The sequence below is a fragment of the Halobaculum sp. MBLA0143 genome, assembly GCF_041361465.1.
Lineage (GTDB): Archaea > Halobacteriota > Halobacteria > Halobacteriales > Haloferacaceae > JAHENP01.
In genome coordinates this window covers 1,514,417-1,534,957 of the sequence record NZ_JBGKAC010000001.1, presented here as the reverse complement: position 1 = coordinate 1,534,957, position 20,541 = coordinate 1,514,417, and the positions used below count along the sequence as shown (strand labels likewise).

The following is a 20,541-nucleotide window of genomic DNA, read 5'->3' as shown; positions in this document are numbered from 1 at the left end:
GACGGAACACGGCACGACGACGGAGGGTGCACCGTGAGACGAGACGCCGCGGGCCGTCTCGATAGGGAACCACACGGCTCGACGGACGACCCGGAACTGCTGGACTTCTCGGCGAACACGAACCCGGCGGTGCCGCCCGGGACGGAGGCGGCGTACCGCGCGGCGTTCGACGACGCACGGAGCTACCCGGCGGAGCCGCCGGCCGACTACCGCGAGGCGGCGGCGTCGGCGGTCGACTGTGACCCCGGGGCAGTGGTCCCGACGCCCGGTGGGCTGGCGGCGATCAGACGGACCGTCGCGCTGGCGGTCGAGCCCGGCGACAGCGTGCTCGTTCCGGCGCCGAGCTTCGGCGAGTACGCCCGCGAGGTGCGGCTCCAGGGCGGCGAACCGGTGTTCCACCCGGCGGAGACCGTCACCGACGCGGACCCGTCCGACCACGCGCTCGCAGTGGTGTGCACGCCGAACAACCCCACCGGCACGGGCTACGAACTGACGGAACTGGAGGCGTTCGCCCGTCGGTGTCGCGCCGCCGACACGCCGTTGCTGGCAGACGAGGCGTTCCTGGGGTTCCGCGACCGGCCGTCGCTCTCGGGGACGGACGGCGTGGTGGTCGCGCGGGCGCTGACGAAGCTGTACGGCCTCCCCGGGATTCGTGCGGGCTACGCGGTCGCGACGGGGGAACTGGGCGAGGCGCTGCGCGGGAGCCGACGGACCTGGAACCTCGGGACGCCGGCGCTGGCGGTCGGCACTCACTGTCTCCGGCAACGGGAGTTCGTCCGGGAGACGCGCGACCGGGTGGTCGACGAGCGTGCGCGGCTCGCGGCGGCGTTGTCGGAGTGGTTCGACGTGGTCGACTCTCGGGCACCGTTCCTGACGTTCGACGTGGGCGAGCAGTCCGTCGCCGACTTCGTCGCGGCGACCCGCGAGCGGGGCGTCGCCGTCCGGGACGCGACGACGTTCCGCCGGCTGGACAGCCACGTCAGAGTCGCGGTCCGGCGCCCGGCCGAGAACGACCGGTTGTTGGAGGTGGTGCGTGCCGTTCGAGAGTGAGGTGCGGGAGGAGGTGTTCCGCCTCCGGCGACCGGACACGCGGTGGCTGTCGACCGGCTTCGGCGGCGGCTACCGCGACGCGCCGGCGGCGTACAACGTCACCGTCCCGACCGGGTTCGACCGGACGGACCTCCGGGCGTACCTCCGGGAGCGACGGCGACGCGTGGGGTTCGACGCGGACGGCCCCGGGCTCCTCACCGGCGTGGCGATGCGGCACGTCCGCGGGGCGCGACACGGCCCGGTCGCCGCGTACGCGACGGCCGGCGTGTCGAACCCCGCGGTGCTGGCAGTCGACGACGAACGAGCGGACGACGCGCCGACTCGGTCGACGCCGGACGACGACCCGGGGACGACGACCTCGTCACCGACGTCGGACGACAGCACGACGACCGACGATCACCCTCGCCACGACGGGACGGTGAACGTCGTCGTGGCGACGACCCGGGCGTTGGACGACGGGGTGCTGGCGGAGCTGCTGACGACGGTCGTGGAGGCGAAAACGGCGACGCTGCTTGCCCGGACGGGGTTCACGGGGACGACGACGGACGCGGTGATCGTCGGCACCGCGACGGACGGAGAGCCGGCGTCGTTCGCGGGCGCGGCGACGACGGTCGGCGCCGCCGCCAGGGCGTGTGTCCGTCGGGCCGTGACGGCGACCGTGTCGGCCCGCTACGCGGACGCGAGCCCGCCGACCGCCGTTGCCGACGCCGACTACGGTGTCGTCACGGACGAGCGCGCAACCGCGTTCGACCCGCGCAGCGACGACGCCTGGAGCGACACCGATCACACAGTATAACAGACGACACACACGACACCGACGACACAACATGACAGACGACACACACGACGAGACGGCGACGGAGTCGAACGGAGCGACGAACGAGACGGCAGACGGAGAGCAGGACGCAGACGCGCCGTCGGGGCCAGTCGAGCCACAGCCGATCACCCCGGCCGCCCCGGAGGCGTTCGGGCGCGTCCAGGTGTGGTGGGGTGGTGGCAAGGGGAAGACGACGGCCGCGATGGGGATGGGGATGCGGGCGGCCGGTCACGGCTACCGCGTCCACCTCCTCCAGTTCATGAAAGGCGGGGCCGCGAGCGTCGAGGACGTGCGCGGCGAGTACAACGCCATCGCGGCGTTGTCGGGGTTCAGCTACGAGAACTCCGGTCACTACGGCTGGCACGGCTCGCTGGACGGCACCGACGAGGACGCCCACGAGGCCCGCGCCGCGGCGGGACTGGAGCGCACTCGTGAACTGCTCGACGCCGCCGCCGACGGCGACCCGACGACCCAGGTCGCGCTCGACGCCCCGCCGGAGGCGGGCGTCCACCTCCTGATCCTCGACGAGATCCTGTACGCCGCCAACCGGGGGCTGATCGACCCCGACGACGTGGTCGAGTTGATCGAACGAGCCCCCGAACAGCTGGAGCTCGTGTTGACCGGCGGCCACGAGGAGCCGACGTACGCGACGAGCGAGGCGGATCTCGTCACGCACGTCGAGAAACGACGCCACCACTTCGACGAGGGTGGCCGCGCCCGGAAGGGGACGGAGTTCTGACGTGACCCGCAGGGGGTCGTCGAGCGTCGACGACGGCCTCGCGGAGCCACGGGACGGCGACACGGCGGACACGGCGTTGGTCGTGGTCGCGGGCACGACGGCGACCGGCGAGATCGAGGGGATCAGCGCCGCCGGCGGCGACCCCGCGGCGGCGGTCCACACTCCGGTCGCCGACACGGAGATTCTGACTCGCGGGCGCGTCCGGTCGGCGGCGACGCTCCCGGTCGGCCCGAACGGCTGTCCGACGCCGGCGGTGTTGTCGCGAGCGGTCGTGGAGACGCTGGGACTGGAAACGCTCGTGGTCGACGCCGGGCTCGCCGCGTCGCCGGCGACCCAGACCAGACGTGTCGCCGACCGCTCGGGAGCAGACATCCGCGAAGCCGTAGCGGTGCCGGACGCGGCCGGAACCTACGACCGAGCACGGGCGGTCGGACGGTCGCTGTCGGCCGACAGGGTCGTGATCGGCGAGACCGTGCCCGGCGGGACGACGACGGCGATGGCAGTGCTGCGGGCGCTGGGCCGGCCGACGGCCGTCTCCTCGTCGCTGCCGGACAACCCGACCGCGCTGAAGAACACGGTGGTCGCGGACGCGCTCGCGGCCAGCGGCATCGCGCCCGGCGACCTCGCCGGCCGGCCGTTGGCGGCCGTTCGGGCCGTCGGCGACCCGGTGTTACCGGCCGTCGCCGGCGTCGTCCGCGGCGCCACGGCCACGGACACGACAGTCGTCCTGGGCGGTGGGACACAGATGGCGGCCGTCGCGGCACTGCTGCGTGGGCTGGGCGTCGAGACGCCGCTGCGGGCGGCGACGACCGCGTACGTCGCGGCCGACGAGACGGCGGACCTGGCCCGGCTCGGGACGGCGCTGTCGCTGGCGTGGACAGTCACGGACCCGGCACTGGCGGAGTTGGGTGACCACCCGGTCGCGGCGGGGTACGCCGCGGGAGCGGGGAAGGAGGGCGTCGGCGCCGGCGGTGCGCTGGCGGTCGCAGACGAGGCGGGCGCGCTGGCGGCCGTCCGGAGCCGGGTCGAACGCGTCTACGAACGGCTCTCGGAGTCGTCGTCGTCGTGACACTCGACGGAGACGCCGTCCGGGCCGACCGTGACGGCGAGTTCGTCGACGGCCAACCGGAACACCTTCCGGTGGTGGCCGTCCGGGTCGTACTCCACGTTCGCGGTCAACAACCCGGCCTCCTCCAGCCGGTCGAGCCGGCGGTAGACGGTCGTGCGCGACACGTCGAGCCGTTCGGAGATCGTGCGAGCCGGCACGGGCTCTCTGGCGACCGTCGACAGGATCGACCGGGCGCAGTCGTCACTCAGAAGCTCTAGGCCGGCCGTCGCGACCTCCGTACCGTCGTCTGCGGTCGGTCGTGCGGCCGCCTCGGCGACGCGGGAACTGACAGCACTCTCGGACATCGTACTTACTCCTGAGACCTACATCCCTACGTACACTCCAGCCCAGTATCTGGAGTCGACCGCCGGGGGGTTGTCTGCGTATGCAGACACGACCGGTCCCTGTACTGTCCGAGGGGTCGGCGGCGACCCCGTGGAGTTAGGTGGCTGTGTTCGTTACGAACGGCAAAATGGCTCTGGTGACTGTCGATTCGACGGCAGAGATTCGTGCACTCGTCGTCGACGACGAGAAGGAGGTGGCAGACGCGTACGCGTTGCGCCTCCAAGGTGTGTGTGAGACGGAGACGGCCTACACCGGCAAACAGGCGCTGGAGATCGCCTCGGAGTCGACCGTCGATCTCGTGTTGCTCGACCGACACATGCCGGGGATGTCCGGCGACGAGGTGTTGGAGGAGCTGCGGGACCGCGGGTTCGACGGCCGGATCATCATGGTGACGGCGGTGGACCCGGACTTCGGGGTGGTAGAGATGCCGTTCGACGAGTACCTCTGTAAGCCGATGAACCGGGAGGACCTCCACGCGGCCGTCGAACACCAACGGCGCGTGCTGGCGTACGAGACGCTGGGGGAGTTCTTCAGCGCCGAGTCGAAGCGGGCCGTCCTGGCGGCGGAGATCCCCGAGGAGCACCGCGACGACCGCGAGGAGTACCGCGAGCTGGCGGCGCGCGTCGAACGGCTAGAGGAGCGCGTCAGCCGGCTGCTCGGCGAGGACACGTCCGTCGTGGAGAACTTCGCCGAGATCGAGCGCGAGGAGGCGTAGGCGACGCTCAGTCCCCGCGGCGCCCGGTGTCTTCGCCGTCGAAGTAGATGTCCAACAGCTTCCGTTGTCCCGTCCGGAGGTGGTGCAACAGCGTCGAGCCGGTGATCCCCAACGCCTCACCCACCTCTTCGGCCGTGCTGTCGCGGGGTGACTCGAAGTAGCCCGCGAGGTAGGCCGTCCGCAGCGCCGTCTCCTGTCGCTCCGTCAGATCGCTGCCCAGCTCCGACCGCATGTCGCCGGCGGTCGTGACCGAGCGGTCGCGCTGCACCTTCGACACCGTGTCGGCGTCGAACTGCCGCCGCAGCGCCTCACCCACCTGTCGCACCTCTTCGCCCGACGGGAGTTCGACGCCGATCCGGCCTCGCCCCTCCGAGTACGTCGCCCGCCCGACGGACGCGCCCAGCGTCGCCACCGTCTGGAGCGGCGTTCCCTCGCCGAGCGTCACCTCCAGCCGGGCGGTCGTCTCCGTGTCCGTCACGACACGCACGTCCCGGACCTCGTCGTGGTCGGCGAGCGAGTCGGCGACGGCCGTCGCCGAGGGGCCCTCCGTCGTGAGGTACGCCACCACGCGGTCGCGTCCCTGTGGGACGGTGCCGTCCACGTCGAACGTCGCGTCGAACTCGCGGGCGAGCCCGACGAACGGCGCCGTGGCGTCCATCACGTCGACGGTGAACTCCGTGATCGTGTCGGCGAACAGGAGGTTCTGGTTGCGGGCGGCGTTGACGGCGAAGCCGGCCATCGACCCCAGGGTCTCGAACGCCTCGCGGGCCCGCTCGGAGAAGGCGTCTTTCCCGGCGGCGTACACGCCGACGACGCCGTAGGCGGTGCCGCCGTACGTGAGCGGCACGGCGACGAACGACTGGACGCCGTCGGCGAACGCCGCCTGCCGCACCGGCGCCGGCACCGCCTCCGACTCCGTGATCGGTTGGATCACTCGCGCCTCGTCGCGTTCCACGGCCGTCCGTTCCGGGATCTCGCCGAGGTGATCTTCCACCTGTTCGAACAGGTTCCCGGTGTCCCCGGCGGCCGCCCGGACGCGGAGCCGGTCGCCGCCCGGCTCCCGTTCGCCCAGCCAGGCGAACTCGTACTCCTCGCGCTCGCCCAGCGTCCGGACGATGGTCTCTGCGACCGCCTCGCGGTCCGTCGCGTCCACCAACTCGACCAACACTGCCGACAACAGGTCCGTCACGCCGACGACGTCGTCCAACTCCTCGCGGAGCCGTTCCGTCTCCCGCTCGGCGGTGACGCGGTCGGTCACGTCGTCGACGTACACCGCACAGCCGCCGTCCGTCGGGACGACTGTCACGGACAGCCACCGCTCCAGCTCCGGGTAGTACTCCTCGAACTCGTGGTCGGTCGTCGGGTCGCCGCCGGCGAACAACGACGGCAGCGTCGACTCGACAGACACCGGCGTGACCGACTCGACGGACGCGCCGACGGCGTCGTCGGCGTCGACGTCGAACAGGTCCGCGGCGATGTCGTTGACCGCGTCGACGGTGCCGTCGTCGACGATCACCACGCCGTACGGGCAGGCGTCGAGCCGTAGCGCCGGGCGGCCCGCGCTCGTGGTGGGGTCCGTCTCCGTCCCACCGTCGGTTCGTGTGGGGTCGTCGGTCACTGTGTGGTCCCCTCCGTCGTGTGTCCTTCGGGGTCGTCGAACCACACTTCCACGCGGGCGCCGCCCGTCTCGCTGTCCGTGATCTTCACCGTCCAGCCGTGGGCGGCGGCGATCCGCCTGACGATCGCCAGGCCGAGACCCGTGCCGCTGCCGCTCTCCGTGTACCCCGGCTCGAACACCGCGTCGCGGGCCGTCGCCGAGATGCCGTCCCCGTCGTCGGCGACGTAGAAGCCGGCGTCGTCCGGCAGTCCGCCCGCCTCCACCGTCGGCGTGTCGCCCGCGTGGTCGACGGCGTTGCGCAGCAGGTTCTCGACGAGTCGCTCCACCCGCGGACGGTCGGCGGTCGTCGTCGGCACGTCGCCGACGGTCACGGTCACGTCGTCGGCCGCGACGCTCTCCCAGGCGGTCTCTACGACCGCGCCCATGTCGACCCCCTCGGAGGCGTCGATCGCCCGCTCGCCCCGCGCGAGTGTCAGCACGTCTCTGATTATCTGTTCCATCCGCTCGTGTGCCTCTGCAACCCGACGGAGGTGGGTGCCGTCGTGTTCGTCGCGCGCGAGCTCGAGGTGGGCGCCCGCCACGTCCAACGGGTTCCGGAGGTCGTGGCTCACGACGTGTGCGACCGCCTCGGAGTCGCCGACGGCCGGCGCGTCCGTCTCGGCCACTGGCTCGTCGCCGTCCGTGTCCCCGGCGTCGGCGACGGGCTCGAGTTCGACGAACAGGAGGTGACACACCGTGTCGCGGCGAACGACTACTCGCGGGAGGAAACTGGCGTCGGGGTCGTGGAACGCGACCGGTTCCGTCCGGTCGCCGGCGACGAGCCGCCCGGCGACCGCCTCACCGTCTCGGTCGGGGAGACAGTCGTCCAGGAGTCCGGCGAGACTGCCGCCGTCGCCGGTGGCCACGGCCTCGAAGGCGGCGTTCGTGTCGACGACGACTGCCTCTCCGTCGTCGTCCGCCTCCCGATACGCGATCGCCGGCTCCGTGTACTCTGCGACCCCCTGTTCGCGGTCGGGCGGTGCCTTGCCGCCGGCCCCGTCGCCGGGAGTGCTATCTGCCATTGTCACACGCACTCCCTCCAGTCCCGGCGACGGTGAGGGAGGGCTGGCTCTGGTAACGACACTTCCCGTAGCGAGCGGGGGTGGGACACGGACCCGCAGACGGACACACGAGTTGGCACACCGAACGATTAGACACTCCGGACAATTAATCCCAGCTACTGTGTGTCCAGAGTCGGCGTCGACGGCGACAGTCCAACAGTGCAGACACACCCCCGTGTCTGCGAGTGCAGACTCGGCGCTCGACGGGGTGTCTGCGCATCGAGCAACGGGTGATAGGTGTGGGTGGGCTGTACGCCTAATCGCGCCGAGGCGGCTGGTCGACGGACCTCGGACCCCCCACACCGGTCCGGCCGTCAGCCGCCACGACGCACTCCCTCCCCCCCCCTGTCGTTTCGACCCGACCTCACGCCGTGGTTCCCGGCGTTCGGTCCTCCAACTACCGTCGCTCCCCTCCGGAGCGAAGATTACTTCGGAATTCACCGCAACCGACAGACAGTACCACGAAGATGCGCCCGACACGGCTCCCGCCGGAGGCTGCGGTCGCCGGCTTGACGACGCTCGCAGCCGCGGGACTCGTGTGGCGGCTCGACCGCTCGGAGTCGTCCGTCGCTCGCGGACTCCGGCCGGTGGTCGCCGTGGTCGCGGCGACCGCGCTGGCGGTCGGTGTCGCCGCCCTGCCCGCCGACGTGGCTTGGCACACGCCGGTAGTCGACGAGATCGCGAACCGGGCCGTGACGGGGCTGCTGGCGGCCGTCAGCGTGCCGTGGCTCCGGTTCGTGCTCCGGTACACTGGTCGTGACCGGCTCGCCGGGAGACCGCTCCAGGTCGGGCTGGCGACGGCGTTCGTCTGTCTGACGGCCGCGGGGGCGTTCGTCACCCGGACCGGCGGGCCGACGCCGGAGACGGTCGTCTCGGTCGCGGGCGCCTCCGGCCTCCTGATCGCCAGAGGGATCGTCGCCGTCGTCGCCGTCACGGTCGCCTGGGGGTCCGTCGGCGACACGTCCGTGCCGACCGGCCAGGGGTTCGGGCTCGCCGTCGTGGCGCTGCTCCCAACTGCCTCCAGCATCGTGCCGGGGGTCGTCGCTCTCTCGACGGCGCTCGCCGGCTCCGTCGGGCTGCTGTGGGTGATCGTCGCTCGGTACGATCCGTTCGAACGGGTGCCGGCGGCGAGTCTAGTCGGGCGTGACCGAGCGATCGCCGAGATGTCGGCGGCGGTCGTCGTCGCCGACGACGACGGCGTGATCAGAGATCTCAACACGACCGCCGAGTCCGTGTTCGGGCCGACAGCGGCGGCCGTCGGCGAGCCGTTGTCCGCCGTCGCGCCGTCGTTGGTCGCCGGGCGTGGCGCGGACTTCCGGACGCGGACGGACGCCGGGCGACACCTCGCCGTCTCCGTCACGACGGTCACGGACGACCGCGGCGACCGTGCCGGCCGGTTGTTCGTCTGTCGAGACGTGACCGACCGCCGACAGCGGGAGCGTCGTCTCCGGCTCGTCACACAGCTGTTGGCGGACACGGTCCACGACCGGATGAGTGCCGTCGCAGAGACGGCTTCGAGGAGACGGACGCAGTCGGCGCCCCACGCGGACCCGGAGGAGACGGCAACCACGCTGACGACGGTCGTCGGGCGGGTCCGGAGCCTGGAACGGGCGCTCGCAGACGGCGGTGCAGACGGTCCCGTGGGGCTGTCGACGCTGCTCGCGGAGGCGAGCGTCGACTGGACGGACACGTCGGCGGTCGACTGGACGGACACGTCGGCGGTCGACTGGACGGACACGTCGGCGGTCGACGACACGGACACGTCGGCGGTCGACGACGGCGTCACCGTCGCTGCTGCCGACGCGCCGCTCGTCCGGACGGCCGTCGAGTCGCTGACGGAGGCGACGACCGGAGCGACGGTGACGGCCACGACGACGGCCGACGGCGTCGAGATCCGAGTCGCGGGGGACCGCCCGACGGACGCGGCGGGTGTCGACGCGGCGGATGTCGACGCGCCGGATGTCGACACGACGAGTGTCGACGCGATCGACCCCGACGCGGCGGTCGCGGTGGCCCGGATCGTCGCCGACACTCTCGGCGGGAGCGTCACAGAACACGGCCGGACGGGCGTCGGAACGGACGACGGGTCGAGTGCGGGCGAGGTTGGGACGGACGACCCGACGGATCCGTCCGACGCCGGCGGCTGGGCGGTCACCCTGTCCGTCCCGGTGCGTGACGGACGAATCACCGTTCCGGCACGGAGGGGTAGCACGTGACGGGGGTCGATCCGCTCGTGGTCGTCAACGTGGTCGCCGTGGCCGGGCTCTCGGTCGTCGGTGGACTCGCCGCCTGGCGGCGGTCGGTCCCGGGTGCGGGCGCGCTGTCGGCCATCGCCTTCCTGACTGCCGCACAGCCGTCGCTCCAAGTCGTCGTCCTCGTCGCCTCCGACGTCTCGCCGGCGAGTGTTCGGCTGTTCGCGGTGGTGTGGCGAGCGCTCCCGCCGCTCTGGCTCGGCTTCGCGGCGGCGTACACCGGCCGCGGGCCGGCGCTCGGACCGCGGTGGACCGCCCTACTCGCCGTTGTCGCCGTCGGCTGGCAGCTCCCCGGAGTCCTGTTCGAGCTGACCGGCTTGGTCCGGTTGTTTCTGGAACTGGGGTGGGTGTTGTTGTTCGTCGCCACCGCCTACAGCGCGCTGTTGTTGTGGCGGGCCACGGACGACGGCGGCCTCTCGCGCCGCCGCGCGGCCGGGCTGCTCGGGGCCTGTGGGACGAGCGTCGCCCTGTTCGCCGCCGTGTTGATACCAGACGGGGGAGCGGTCGCCAGCGCGGGACTGAGTCTGGCGACCGCCGGCTGTCTCGCGGTCGCCGTCGTCGACGGGGCGCTCGACCGTGCGCCGGGGACGGATCACCTCGCCCGCGAACGGCTGTTGGCCGCGATGGACGAGGCCGCAATCGTCGCGGACCGCGCCGGTCGACTGTCGGACGCCAACGCCGCCGCGCGTCGCGTCTTCGATCTGGGCGACGACGCCTTCGGTCGCTCGGTGGCGGCCGTGGTCGACGCCCCACTCCCGGACCCCGACAACCCCGACCGAGAGACGGTCGTGGTCGACACGCCGGACGGTCGTCGGGAGCTGGCGGTCTCTGCAACCCGCGTGCGAGACGACCGCGAGACGGTCGTCGGCCGGACGTACCTCTTCGGCGACGTGACCGAGCGGGTGACCGCCGAACGACGACTCGCCGTGCTCGGCCGGGTGCTCAGACACAACCTCCGCAACGACCTGGACGCGGTCCAGGCGTTCGCCGAGGCGCTCGACGACGACGAGTTCGACGACGACGAGTTCGACGACGACGAGTTCGACGGCGAACCCGGGGAGCGAGGGGGTTCGCGGGCGGGAGACGACCCGCCGGACCGAGCGGCCACACACCGCCGACGGATTCGGGACCTCGCGGCCGGGCTGGCCGACACCGGCGCGACCGTCGCGGAGATGGAGCGACTGTTCTCTCGGCCGTCCGTGCGCGAGCCGGCGGAGCCGGTCGCGGTCGCCGACGGCGTCGCGGCGCGGTTCGACGACCACGCCGGCACGGTCCGGGTCCGGGCCGCCGGCTCGCCGGACGAACTGGTGACCGACCCGGAGCTGCTGTCGACCGCGTTGGCGGAGCTCGTCGAGAACGGGCTGGAGCACGCCGACGACCCGACACCGACGGTCGAGGTGGTCGTGGCGGCCACGGCGTCGGGCGTCGCGGTCGCCGTCCACGACGAGGGGCCGGGGATCCCGGCCCGCGAACGGGAAGTGCTCGTCGCGGGCGAGGAACCGCTGCGACACGGCAGCGGGCTCGGGCTGTGGTTCGTCTGGCTGGCCGTGCGACGACTCGGCGGCGAACTGTCGTTCGCCGAGCGCGACGGCGTCGGGAGCGTCGTCACCCTGACCGTCCCGGACCGGTCGGTCGCCGAGTGAGGGCTCTGCTCTCGAACGACCCGGACCGCAACACTCAGTCGGCTCCCGAGCGGACGTGTGACCGTGACAGACGAACCCGAGACAACGGGTGGCAGCGACACACCACGGGCAGACGACGACGGTGACTCGACGCGGGTAGACGGTGGAGACGACGGTGTGGCGCGGGCAGACGGTGGAGGCGACACGCCGCAAGTGGACGACGACACACCGGTGGCGGTGATTACCGGTGCAGGGCGTGGCATCGGCGCTGCGACGGCGCGTCGGCTCGCTGCCGACGGCCACCGAGTCGTGCTCGCGTCTCGAACCGCCGCGGATCTGGAGCGGGTCGCCGACGAGGTGGAGACGGAGTACGGCGTCCCAGCCCACGCCGTCCCGACGGACGTGACCGACCCCGAGGCGGTCCGGGCGCTCGTCGATACCACACGCGAGCGGTGTGGTCGACTCGACGTCGCCGTCGTCAACGCCGGCGTGGGCGAGCCCCAGAACGTCCCATTGGAGGAGCTGTCGCTGGAGACGTACGACACTGTCACCCGGACGAACGTCGACGGCGCGTTCTACACCGCCCGAGCGGCGCTCCCGGCACTCCGGGAGACCGAGGGCACGCTCGTGTTCGTCGGGAGCTACCTCGGGAAGTTCCCCAGCACGAAGACGCCGGTGTACGCCGCCTCGAAGTGGTGGCTCCGCGGGTTCGCCCACTCCGTGGCGGGGCGTGCCGGCCAGGAGGGTGTGGCGGTGTCGCTCGTCAACCCCTCCGGCGTGGACACGTCGTTCGGGCGCGACACCCGTGGGGAGACGAACGCCGAACGGCTGGACTCCGAGGAGGTCGTGTCCGCCGAGGACGTTGCGGACGCCGTAGCGACGTGTGTGGGACAGGAGTCGCCCGGGACGGTCGCGGAGTTGGACCTGTACCGACGCGACATTCACGAGAAGTTCTGACTACTCGGTGCGGTGGGGGTAGGGTTCGGGCCCGTTCTTCTGGCGGTGTTCGGCGATCCCTGACGGTGTTCGGTGGCTGTGACGACGCCGACGCCACCGACGATTCGGAGAGTGATACGACGAGTCTAGCGTGAATTTTTGATTGTACGAGTGTTGTTGTCCTATTAGCTATTTCACAGGAACTTTTTTCAGTCTCTAACCACGAGCAGTGTGTACACAGCGCTCCCGTCGCTCTTCGATGCGGTGTCGAAAAGCGGCAGGGTGTGTGGGCACCCTACCAGGCGCTGTGTGGAGACACAGCATGGACGGATCCACTGGCGATACGGAAGAGTGTACCGACACATCGAACGATGGCGACACGACGCCCGTCGGGCTGCCCGAGGTGCCGCTGTCTGGCGAGGGTGAGGCGGCCGCCGACGACCTCGTGGGCGACGATCTCGTTGCCGCGCTCACGAGTCACGCCGACGGCGTGAGTGAGACGACTTCGACGCTCGCGGCGGCCGTCGAGGCCGGCGAGGTCGACGCCGCGACGTTGGCGGCTGCTCGGACCGAGGCGAGCGAGCTGTTGGCGTTGCTGCGTGACGTTCGGGTCTGAAGCGGAGTCTATCTGTTTTCTCTTTTATCTGGTAGTGTTGTCCGTTGCGTCGGGCGTGGGACTACGAACAGGCTGAAAGCCCCGCCGGGCTGCGGGTCGCTGCACCGGGAGACGGTCCTGCTCACTCGCTTCGCTCGCTGCGCGGGCTGCGACTCCCACGGTCACGCTCGCTGGCGCTCGCGTGACACTCGCTGCGCTTCTCGCTCCGCTGCGGTGTCGTGTGGGCGACCCACGAGTCGCCTGCACGGCCGACGAGACCGAAGGTCTCGCCATGCTTGTGTCGTCAGCGACCCGCAACCCGACGCCCCTTTCAGTCCCACCCCGCACCACAACCACAATCCTCCCCAGCCGACTGCGCTGCTCGCCTCGCTCCGCTCGGCTGCGCTGCTCGTCCCTCGCGCGCCGCTTGCGCTCGCAGAGCCGCGAGCGCTGCGCGCGCCAGGGCCTGTATTCGTTTTCGACTCAAGGTTTTTGTACTGGAACGCGCCAGTGTGCGTGTGAACATCGAGAGCCTCCACGTCGAGAACTTCAAGAGCATTCGAGAACTCGACGTGGAGTTTTCGAACCTGAACGTCTTCGTCGGCCGCAACGCCGCCGGGAAGTCGAATCTGTTTGAGGTGTTTCAGTTCCTGCGGGACGCGCGTAGCGAAGGAATTGAGGACGCAATTCAGCTTCAAGGGGGGGTTGAATACCTCAGAAACACGCGGATCGGGATTCAACGAAACTTGTGTATCGGACTGAAGATGGCTGTCGAGGTCGAAAGCGGTGGTTCGCATGAATCTCCTGAAAAGGAGACCAGTAACATAAAAGCTGAATTACAATTTGACGAGGACACATACGATTTTAAGTACGATATCGACTACCCGCCCAGTAGCGAAGGCGATATAGCCCAGTCTTCTGTAGAAATGAATAATTATAGCATAGAAAGAATTGCACAAAACAGCACAGAATCTGCGGCTGAAGGCCCAAGCGCGATAGAAGTAATAGATGGATACGATCCTGATGCCAGACGGTATCATCAGATTGGTAAAACTTTTGATATCGATCCTCGGAAGATTACAACTGACAATAGTCTTGCTGCCAGGACCGACCTCCAACCGGACGGTTCCAACCTTGCGCTCGTCATCAAGAAGCTACTTGAGGATAAAGAACGGAAACGCAAGTTCCTCAGCCTCGTCTCGGATGTGTTGCCGTTTATTTCCGACACCAAGGTTGATGCGATGCCAGACCAGTCGTTGTTCCTCCAGATTCTGGAGAACTTCGACCCAGATGAGGACCAGTACATCCCCGCCGAGATGCTGTCGGACGGCACCCTGCGCGTCCTCGCGCTGATCTACATCCTCTACTTCAGCGACCACGAGAAGGTCTTCATCGAGGAGCCGGGCCGCAACATCCACCCCTCGCTGATCGCCAATCTGATGATGAAGGTGAAAGACGCCGCGGAGAACACGGACAAGCAGATCTTCCTCACGACCCACAACGTCGAAGTCGTGAAGTACGCGCCGTTGGAGAGCATTCGGCTCGTCTCCCGCGACGACGACGGCTTCACCCAAGTCGAGAAGCCCGCCGAGAGCGAGCGCGTCCAGACGTTCTTGGACGAAGGCGTCCGGATCGACGACATGTACACGGAGAATCTGCTGGGGGAGTGACAGATGGACGACGTGGTGTTCCTCGTGGAGGGACCGGACGACAAACGGTTCGTCGAGACAGTGTTGAGGCCCCGGATCGAAGGGAAGCCGGATGTCGTGAAGTACGCCCAGAAGAGCGCGTCCGACGTGAACAGTCTCGTGAGCGCGTTCGCGGGCACCTGTGCCGAACACTACTACGTCACGGATCTCGACCGGGAGGTCGACGCACGCGGGAACTGTCAGAACTGTGACGAACGCGAGACGTACGAACAACAACGGTACGACATCCTCGACCCCTTCGACGTGCTCGTCGCCGTCGACGCGGTCGAAGGGTGGCTCCTCGCGGGCGTGTCCGACGCGGTCGCCTCCGAGGGCCGGGTCCCGGTCCCGAGTTCGACGGATCACGTCGGCAAGCCCGAGTTCACCGCGGCGTTCGAGGAGTCGACGTTCGGCAGCATGGAGCGGTTCGTCGACCGGATCTTCGACGACTACTGCTGTGATCTCGCCCGCGACCGCAACGACTCCTTCGACTACGTTGCGAGCGCCGTCGGACTGTAACGACACTCGGAACGTGACACACAACTAAGTAGTAGACGGCGTGTTGGTCACCCCCTGACTACGTATCACTCGATAGTTCGGCGCAGCGTTTAAGTAGTCGGTTCGACTGCCTGTGTAAATCCACTCACGGAAACGCTTCTGGCCGGTTCCAGCCGGGTTAACAGGGTGAAGACCGAGCGAACGAGTGTGTCCGACGAGTCACAGACAGGGCGGACGCGGCGCGGATTTCTGACGGCGACGGGGGTCACGGCGGCGGCAGCCCTCGCCGGATGTAGCGGACAGACGGACAGCACAGCGACCGAGGGGGACGACGGCGACGAGATGTCGAGCGCGACGGAGACGAGCGGTGGCGACGACTCTGCCGCGACGAGCACGGACGGGACGCTCTCGCTGTCGATTCCGGAGGCGTCGAACTTCGATCCGGTGCAGATCAAGGGTGACGGCTCTCAGCGTGTCTCGGATCAGGTCTTCTCGGAGCTGATGGCGCTGCCCCGTGGGGAGGACCCGCAGGGGTTGACACCGGAGGCGCAACTGGCGACGGACTACGAACTCTCCGACGACGGCCGGACGTACACGTTCACGCTCCGCGAGGACGTGACGTTCCACGACGGGACGGGGCTGACGGCCCAGGACTTCGTCTACTCGTGGGAGCGACTGGCCGCCTCCGACAACAGCCAGGAGTCGCCGGTGATCCTGGAGGGCGGGTTCCGGATCGCCCACGAGACGACGACCGAGACGGTCGACGGGGAAGACCAGGAGGTGTACGACCCCGGCACGCTCCAGGTGGAGGCCGTCGACGACTACACGTTGGAGGTGACGCTGGAGTCACCGTTCTTCGACGCCCTGTTCTGGTTCGCCTACGGCTCCCTGAGCCCGATCCCGGAGGGGATCGTCGGCGACATCGCAGGCTACGACGGGGAGATGGACTACGCGGAGTTCTCCTCGCAGGCCCCGGTCGGCACCGGCCCCTACCGGGTCGACGATATCAGAACCGGAACACAGGTCTCACTCGCTGCGGTCGACGACTACCACGGCGAGCCGCCGGGTCCCGACCGAATCCAACTCCAAGTGGTGCAGAACGCCGACACGCGCTACCGACGGGCGGCCGAGCGGAACGTCGACATCTTCCAGCTCCCCAACTCCAGGTTCGACCCGACGAAGGTGTCGATCGACGAGACCCGGAGCCTGGGCCAGGAGGTCGGCACCTACGGCCCGTTGTCGAACGGGGAGACGGTCAACTACTCCACGTGGGACGAAGCGTACACGGCGTACTTCATCTTCGACTGCTCGCGGGTCGAGCGGCCGATCCGGCGGGCCCTCAACTACGCCGTCAACCAGGAGAACTTCGTCGAGCAAGGGTTCAAGGGAGTCGGCGAGCCGGCGTACCACCAGTCGCCGCCGTCGGTGTACCCCGGCGGGAAGGAGGCGTACGACCGACACGCAGAGGAGAACTTCCCGTACGGCTACCGCGAGGCCCGAGTGGACGAGGCCCGCAGCGTGATGGAGGAGGCGGGCTACACGGCCGACAGCCCCGCCGAGTTGACCCTGACCGTCTACAACGACCGGAATCCGGACGCGTACGCTCGGATCGCGGACCTGATCCGGACGAAGGCGTCCGCGATCAACCTGGAGCTGACCGTCGAGACGGCGCCGTTCGGGACGATCATCGACGAGGCGATCAGCGGCAACCTCGACATGTACACGCTGGGCAACGGGCTGGAGTACCCGTCGCCGACGGACATGCTGAAGTTCGGGCGGCCGTACGAGGGGAACTTGGTGCGGTGGCGTGAGGACCCCTCCGACGCCTCCGAGCGGGCGGCGTCGGCCTGGGAGACGATCCAGTCGAACCTCGGGCCGAGCGAGGCGGCAGAGGAGGCCCGCGCGGACGCGTTCCTGGAGATGGAGGAGGCGATCTGGGAGGACGCCATCTACCTCACGAACTACCACCCGCGCGGTCAACAGTTCTGGTACGACGACGTGGACGTGCCGGTCCACCCGACTGGGTTCCACGACCGACTGTACGACGACGTGTCGTTGTAGTCCGTGAACCGACTCGCGTACCTGTTTCGCCGGCTCGCCCTGTCCATCCCGGTGGTGTGGCTGGGGACGACCGTCACGTTCGCCATCGTCCGACTGGGCCCGCTCAACCCCGCGGCGGCCATCGTCGGCCCGGTCAGCAGTGCCGAGGCTCGTCAACGCCTCGCTCGGATCAACGAACGACTGGGGTTGAACGACCCGTTGCTGGAACAGTACACGGAGTACATGCTGAATCTCGTCACGTTCGACCTGGGTCAGTCGTGGGTCGTCTACCCCGGCCAGGACACGGTCGCGTTGCTGGCGGCGTTCGGCCCGCGAACGCTGTGGCTGGGGGCGTGGGCCGTTCTGATCCCGATCTTCCTCGGAATTCCGTTGGGCATCTACGCCGGACTCAACCCCAACACGCGCCGGGACTACGCCGCCTCGATCGGCGGGATCGTCTGGCGAGCGACGCCGAACTTCTGGCTGGCGGTCGTCCTCCTGGCGGGGCTGTCGTTGTCCAACGAGTTCCTCCCCGGCGGCGGGTGGCAGACGTTCCTCGTGGAGACCGACCTGGTCGGCGCGCCGAACCTCTCCTCGCTCCACACCCCCGAGGGGTTCCTGACGGCGACGAAACAGGTGTTGCCGGCGTCGTTCGTCCTCGGCTCGGCGTCGATGGGGAACGAGCTCCGGCTCTCCCGGACGGCCGTTCTGGAGATCATCACGGAAGACTACATCGAGACCGCCGAGGCCGTCGGCGTCTCCGACCGTCGGATCGTGTTCAAACACGTGCTCCGGAACGCCGCCATCCCGTTGATCCCCGTCGTGACCAGCGAGGCGTACCTGTTGGTCGGCGGGAGCGTGCTCGTCGAGGTGGTGTTCGGGATCAACGGGATCGGGACCCTGTTCTACGAGGCGATGACGACCGGCGACCTCCCACTGGCCGGCTCACTCATGTTCGTGTTCATCCTCATCACCGTCGGTATCAACGTGCTCCAGGACCTGTTGTACACTGTGATCGACCCACGCGTCGGCTTCGAGGGGCGGTGAGATGAGCGGTGACTCCACTCCCCAGGCCGGCGCTCGGTCGACACCCGGGACGAGCGCGGAACACGACGGGCGGTTCGCGCCCGGCGTCGGGTGGCTCGCCGGCGCGACACTGTTGCTCGCCCCGGAGATCGGCGCACTGATCGGTCTCCTCGGGAATCTGGTCGGTGTCGACGCGGTCGTCGCCGTCGCCAACGCGGTGCCGACGCTGATCAGTCGGGAGACGATCCCGAACCAGGGCGCACAGCTCCCCGGTGGGGAGTGGCGTGGGACGTTCCTCGGCCTGTCACCGGCGGTGGCGTGGGCGCTCCGGGTCGGACTGGCGTACCTCTACGCCGCGGTCTGGGCAGCGTGGCTGTGGCGCGGGTACGGCATCTACCGGCGTCACTACCGTCGGCGGGCGTGGACGCCCCGCGACGACGTGCTCCGGCGGTTCCGCCGTCACCGCTGGGGGCAGTTCGGGCTGGTCGTGGTCGTGTTGTTCCTGACGCTGGCGCTGTTCGCGCCCGCGCTGGGCCCGACGACGATGGAACGGAACGTGTACGACCCCTACAGCTACGAGGTGGAGACGTACGACGCCGACGCCGGCGAGGTGGTGACCGTCAGCGTCGGCCAGGCCAACCTGGAGTCGATCTCACAGGGGACGGCCAACCGGAACGTCCCGCCGTTCAGCTACGACACCTTCGGACGCTACCACCCGTTCGGGACGCTCCCCTCCGGACAGGACCTGTTCACCACCGTCGCCGCGGGCTCGCGGGTGTCGTTGTTCGTCGGCCTGCTCGCGATCACCGTCAGCGCACTGGTGGCGGTCGGGCTGGCGATGGTCAGCGCCTACTACGGCGGCGTGGTCGACCTGTTGGTCGTGTTGGTGAGTGACGCCACACAGGCGTTGCCGCAGTTGCTGGTGGTGATCCTGTTGTCGGTGGTGATGTCGGAGACGTGGATCGCCCAGCTGTACAACGGCGGGGTGTTGCTGGCGCTGATCTTCGCGCTCACGGGGTGGCCGTCGCTGTGGCGGGCGATCCGTGGACCGGCACTCCAGGTGTCCGAGCGAGACTGGGTCGACGCCGCAGACAGCTTCGGTCAACGGCCTCGGACCACGATGCGGAAACACGTTCTCCCGTACGTCGCGGGCTACGTGATGGTGTACGCCTCGATGAACTTCGGGGGGATCGTGATCGGGATCGCCGGGCTGTCGTTCCTGGGGCTCGGAATCTCTCCGCCGACCCCGGAGTGGGGCCGGATCGTCGACGTGGGCCAGCCGTACCTCACGACCGCCTCCTGGCACGTCGCAGTGATCCCCGGCCTGCTCGTCGTGTTGGTCGTCACCGGGTTCAACGCGCTCGGCGACGGGATCAGAGACGCTATCGACGCCGAGACGGACCTCTCCGACGAGGAGGAGACGAGTGCGGCTGCAAGTGGGGCGGGCGGGTGAGTCGATCGTCGAGTGGAACGGGCGGGTGAGTCGACTCCCCGCGCCGGACACTGCCGGCTGTGGCGTCAGCCGTCCAGCGACAGCCCGGCGTGCCACCGATCCGCGCCGGCTTCGGCTTTCACCTCGTCCATCCGCGCGAGCAGGTGGACGGCGAGGCTGGCGGTCTCGGCGGCGCGATTCTCGCCGGCGGTCTGGAACTCCCCGGTCTCGCGGTTGGCGTAGACCGTGCAGACGGCGCCGGCCCGGAGCCCGAACACGTTCGCCAGCGTGATGATCGCGCTGGCCTCCATCTCGATGTTCTTCACGTTCGCGGCCTTCAGCTCCTCCACGAGCCCCTCGGCGTCGGGCGCCTCGTAGTCGTCGAACCCCGGACGACCCTGCCCGGTGTAGAAGGAGTCGGCCGACATCGTCGGTCCGGTGTGGTAGTCGTACCCCAGCCGCTCGGCGGCGGCGACGAGCGCCGTCACCACCTCGAAGTCGGCGACAGCGGGGTAGTCCTCGCGGACGTATGCGTCGCTCGTCCCCTCCTGGCGTACGCCGCCGGTGGTGACGACGAGATCACCCACGTCCATCTCCGGCTGTATCGCGCCACACGAGCCCACTCGGAGGAAGGTGTCGGCGCCGACGCGGGCCAACTCCTCTACGGCGATCGCCGCCGACGGGCTGCCGATCCCGGTCGACGTGACGGAGATCGGCGTCCCCTCGTACCTCCCGGTGACGGTGTGGTACTCGCGGTGACGCGCCCGGTCGTCGGCGGTCTCCCAGAACTGCGTGATCTTGTCGACACGGTCCGGATCCCCCGGCAGGAGAACGGTGTCGGCCACGTCCTCGCTCGTCACGTCGAGGTGGTACTGACTGTCGTCGTTCGGATCTTCGCTGTCGCCGGTCATACCACGCCCGACCGGTTCGACCCGCAAACGGGTTTCGGTCGGGCGGCGG

18 protein-coding genes are annotated in these 20,541 nt (G+C 69.2%); 14 read left to right on the top strand and 4 right to left on the bottom strand.

What is annotated here, in order from left to right; genetic code table 11:
• Window positions 1-33: 33 nt before the first annotated feature.
• Genes RYH79_RS07935 through RYH79_RS07920 form a run of 4 tightly spaced genes read left to right on the top strand, consistent with a single transcriptional unit; the run spans window position 34 to window position 3,675 of the window.
• Window positions 34-1,050, top strand: a complete 1,017-nt coding sequence (locus RYH79_RS07935) for a pyridoxal phosphate-dependent aminotransferase (protein ID WP_370897908.1) — start codon at window positions 34-36, stop codon at window positions 1,048-1,050.
• Window positions 1,034-1,846: an adenosylcobinamide amidohydrolase gene (locus RYH79_RS07930; RefSeq protein WP_370897906.1), complete on the top strand. Its 813-nt coding sequence runs from the start codon at window positions 1,034-1,036 to the stop codon at window positions 1,844-1,846. Before RYH79_RS07935 ends, RYH79_RS07930 begins: the two co-directional genes overlap by 17 nt.
• A gap of 31 nt (window positions 1,847-1,877) precedes the next feature.
• Window positions 1,878-2,606 (top strand): cob(I)yrinic acid a,c-diamide adenosyltransferase, encoded by a 729-nt coding sequence (locus RYH79_RS07925; RefSeq protein WP_370897904.1) that lies wholly within the window; start codon window positions 1,878-1,880, stop codon window positions 2,604-2,606.
• Window position 2,607: 1 nt separating this feature from the next.
• Window positions 2,608-3,675 (top strand): nicotinate-nucleotide--dimethylbenzimidazole phosphoribosyltransferase, encoded by a 1,068-nt coding sequence (locus tag RYH79_RS07920; protein ID WP_370897902.1) that lies wholly within the window; start codon window positions 2,608-2,610, stop codon window positions 3,673-3,675.
• Here the strand turns inward: RYH79_RS07920 and RYH79_RS07915 are convergent.
• Window positions 3,642-4,019 carry an ArsR/SmtB family transcription factor gene (locus tag RYH79_RS07915; RefSeq protein WP_370897900.1) on the bottom strand — a complete coding sequence of 126 codons (378 nt, stop codon included), beginning with the start codon at window positions 4,017-4,019 and terminating at the stop codon, window positions 3,642-3,644. The genes RYH79_RS07920 and RYH79_RS07915 overlap by 34 nt on opposite strands.
• 167 nt (window positions 4,020-4,186) lie before the next feature.
• Between RYH79_RS07915 and RYH79_RS07910 the strand changes: the two genes are divergently transcribed.
• Window positions 4,187-4,774, top strand: a complete 588-nt coding sequence (locus RYH79_RS07910; RefSeq protein WP_370897898.1) for a response regulator transcription factor — start codon at window positions 4,187-4,189, stop codon at window positions 4,772-4,774.
• A gap of 7 nt (window positions 4,775-4,781) precedes the next feature.
• Here the strand turns inward: RYH79_RS07910 and RYH79_RS07905 are convergent, their stop codons facing one another.
• Window positions 4,782-6,392 carry a bacterio-opsin activator domain-containing protein gene (locus RYH79_RS07905; protein ID WP_370897896.1) on the bottom strand — a complete coding sequence of 537 codons (1,611 nt, stop codon included), beginning with the start codon at window positions 6,390-6,392 and terminating at the stop codon, window positions 4,782-4,784.
• A complete protein-coding gene (locus RYH79_RS07900) occupies window positions 6,389-7,453 on the bottom strand; it encodes a sensor histidine kinase (protein WP_370900815.1) in 1,065 nt (354 codons plus the stop codon). Before RYH79_RS07900 ends, RYH79_RS07905 begins: the two co-directional genes overlap by 4 nt.
• A 506-nt stretch (window positions 7,454-7,959) precedes the next feature.
• Between RYH79_RS07900 and RYH79_RS07895 the strand changes: the two genes are divergently transcribed.
• The 9 genes from RYH79_RS07895 to RYH79_RS07855 all read left to right on the top strand — a co-directional run bounded on the left by RYH79_RS07895 (window position 7,960) and on the right by RYH79_RS07855 (window position 19,602).
• Window positions 7,960-9,708, top strand: a complete 1,749-nt coding sequence (locus RYH79_RS07895) for a PAS domain-containing protein (RefSeq protein ID WP_370897894.1) — start codon at window positions 7,960-7,962, stop codon at window positions 9,706-9,708.
• A complete protein-coding gene (locus tag RYH79_RS07890; RefSeq protein ID WP_370897892.1) occupies window positions 9,705-11,387 on the top strand; it encodes an ATP-binding protein in 1,683 nt (560 codons plus the stop codon). Before RYH79_RS07895 ends, RYH79_RS07890 begins: the two co-directional genes overlap by 4 nt.
• Window positions 11,388-11,579: 192 nt before the next feature.
• Entirely contained in the window at window positions 11,580-12,323 is a 744-nt protein-coding gene (locus tag RYH79_RS07885; protein WP_370900813.1) for an SDR family oxidoreductase, read from the top strand.
• A gap of 301 nt (window positions 12,324-12,624) precedes the next feature.
• A complete protein-coding gene (locus RYH79_RS07880) occupies window positions 12,625-12,918 on the top strand; it encodes a hypothetical protein (RefSeq protein WP_370897890.1) in 294 nt (97 codons plus the stop codon).
• 497 nt (window positions 12,919-13,415) lie between these two features.
• Window positions 13,416-14,567, top strand: a complete 1,152-nt coding sequence (locus RYH79_RS07875) for an AAA family ATPase (RefSeq protein ID WP_370897888.1) — start codon at window positions 13,416-13,418, stop codon at window positions 14,565-14,567.
• A gap of 3 nt (window positions 14,568-14,570) precedes the next feature.
• Window positions 14,571-15,104, top strand: coding sequence for a hypothetical protein (locus RYH79_RS07870; protein WP_370897886.1), 534 nt, complete (start codon window positions 14,571-14,573; stop codon window positions 15,102-15,104).
• Between the two features lie 186 nt (window positions 15,105-15,290).
• A complete protein-coding gene (locus RYH79_RS07865) occupies window positions 15,291-17,144 on the top strand; it encodes an ABC transporter substrate-binding protein (RefSeq protein WP_370897884.1) in 1,854 nt (617 codons plus the stop codon).
• Between the two features lie 3 nt (window positions 17,145-17,147).
• Entirely contained in the window at window positions 17,148-18,170 is a 1,023-nt protein-coding gene (locus RYH79_RS07860) for an ABC transporter permease (protein WP_370897882.1), read from the top strand.
• 1 nt (window position 18,171) lies between these two features.
• Window positions 18,172-19,602 (top strand): ABC transporter permease, encoded by a 1,431-nt coding sequence (locus tag RYH79_RS07855; RefSeq protein ID WP_370897880.1) that lies wholly within the window; start codon window positions 18,172-18,174, stop codon window positions 19,600-19,602.
• A 65-nt stretch (window positions 19,603-19,667) separates the two neighbouring features.
• Here RYH79_RS07855 and RYH79_RS07850 read toward each other — a convergent pair whose 3' ends face one another.
• Window positions 19,668-20,492, bottom strand: coding sequence for a nucleoside phosphorylase (locus tag RYH79_RS07850; protein WP_370897878.1), 825 nt, complete (start codon window positions 20,490-20,492; stop codon window positions 19,668-19,670).
• Window positions 20,493-20,541 lie beyond the last annotated feature (49 nt).

Bases quoted from the DNA above. Each gene is read 5' to 3' on its own strand.
- RYH79_RS07925 (WP_370897904.1), top strand. From the start codon at position 1,878: ATGACAGACGACACACACGACGAGACGGCGACGGAGTCGAACGGAGCG.
- RYH79_RS07915 (WP_370897900.1), bottom strand. From the start codon at position 4,019: ATGTCCGAGAGTGCTGTCAGTTCCCGCGTCGCCGAGGCGGCCGCACGA.
- RYH79_RS07910 (WP_370897898.1), top strand. From the start codon at position 4,187: ATGGCTCTGGTGACTGTCGATTCGACGGCAGAGATTCGTGCACTCGTC.
- RYH79_RS07900 (WP_370900815.1), bottom strand. From the start codon at position 7,453: ATGGCAGATAGCACTCCCGGCGACGGGGCCGGCGGCAAGGCACCGCCC.
- RYH79_RS07895 (WP_370897894.1), top strand. From the start codon at position 7,960: ATGCGCCCGACACGGCTCCCGCCGGAGGCTGCGGTCGCCGGCTTGACG.
- RYH79_RS07880 (WP_370897890.1), top strand. From the start codon at position 12,625: ATGGACGGATCCACTGGCGATACGGAAGAGTGTACCGACACATCGAAC.
- RYH79_RS07870 (WP_370897886.1), top strand. From the start codon at position 14,571: ATGGACGACGTGGTGTTCCTCGTGGAGGGACCGGACGACAAACGGTTC.
- RYH79_RS07855 (WP_370897880.1), top strand. From the start codon at position 18,172: ATGAGCGGTGACTCCACTCCCCAGGCCGGCGCTCGGTCGACACCCGGG.
- RYH79_RS07850 (WP_370897878.1), bottom strand. From the start codon at position 20,492: ATGACCGGCGACAGCGAAGATCCGAACGACGACAGTCAGTACCACCTC.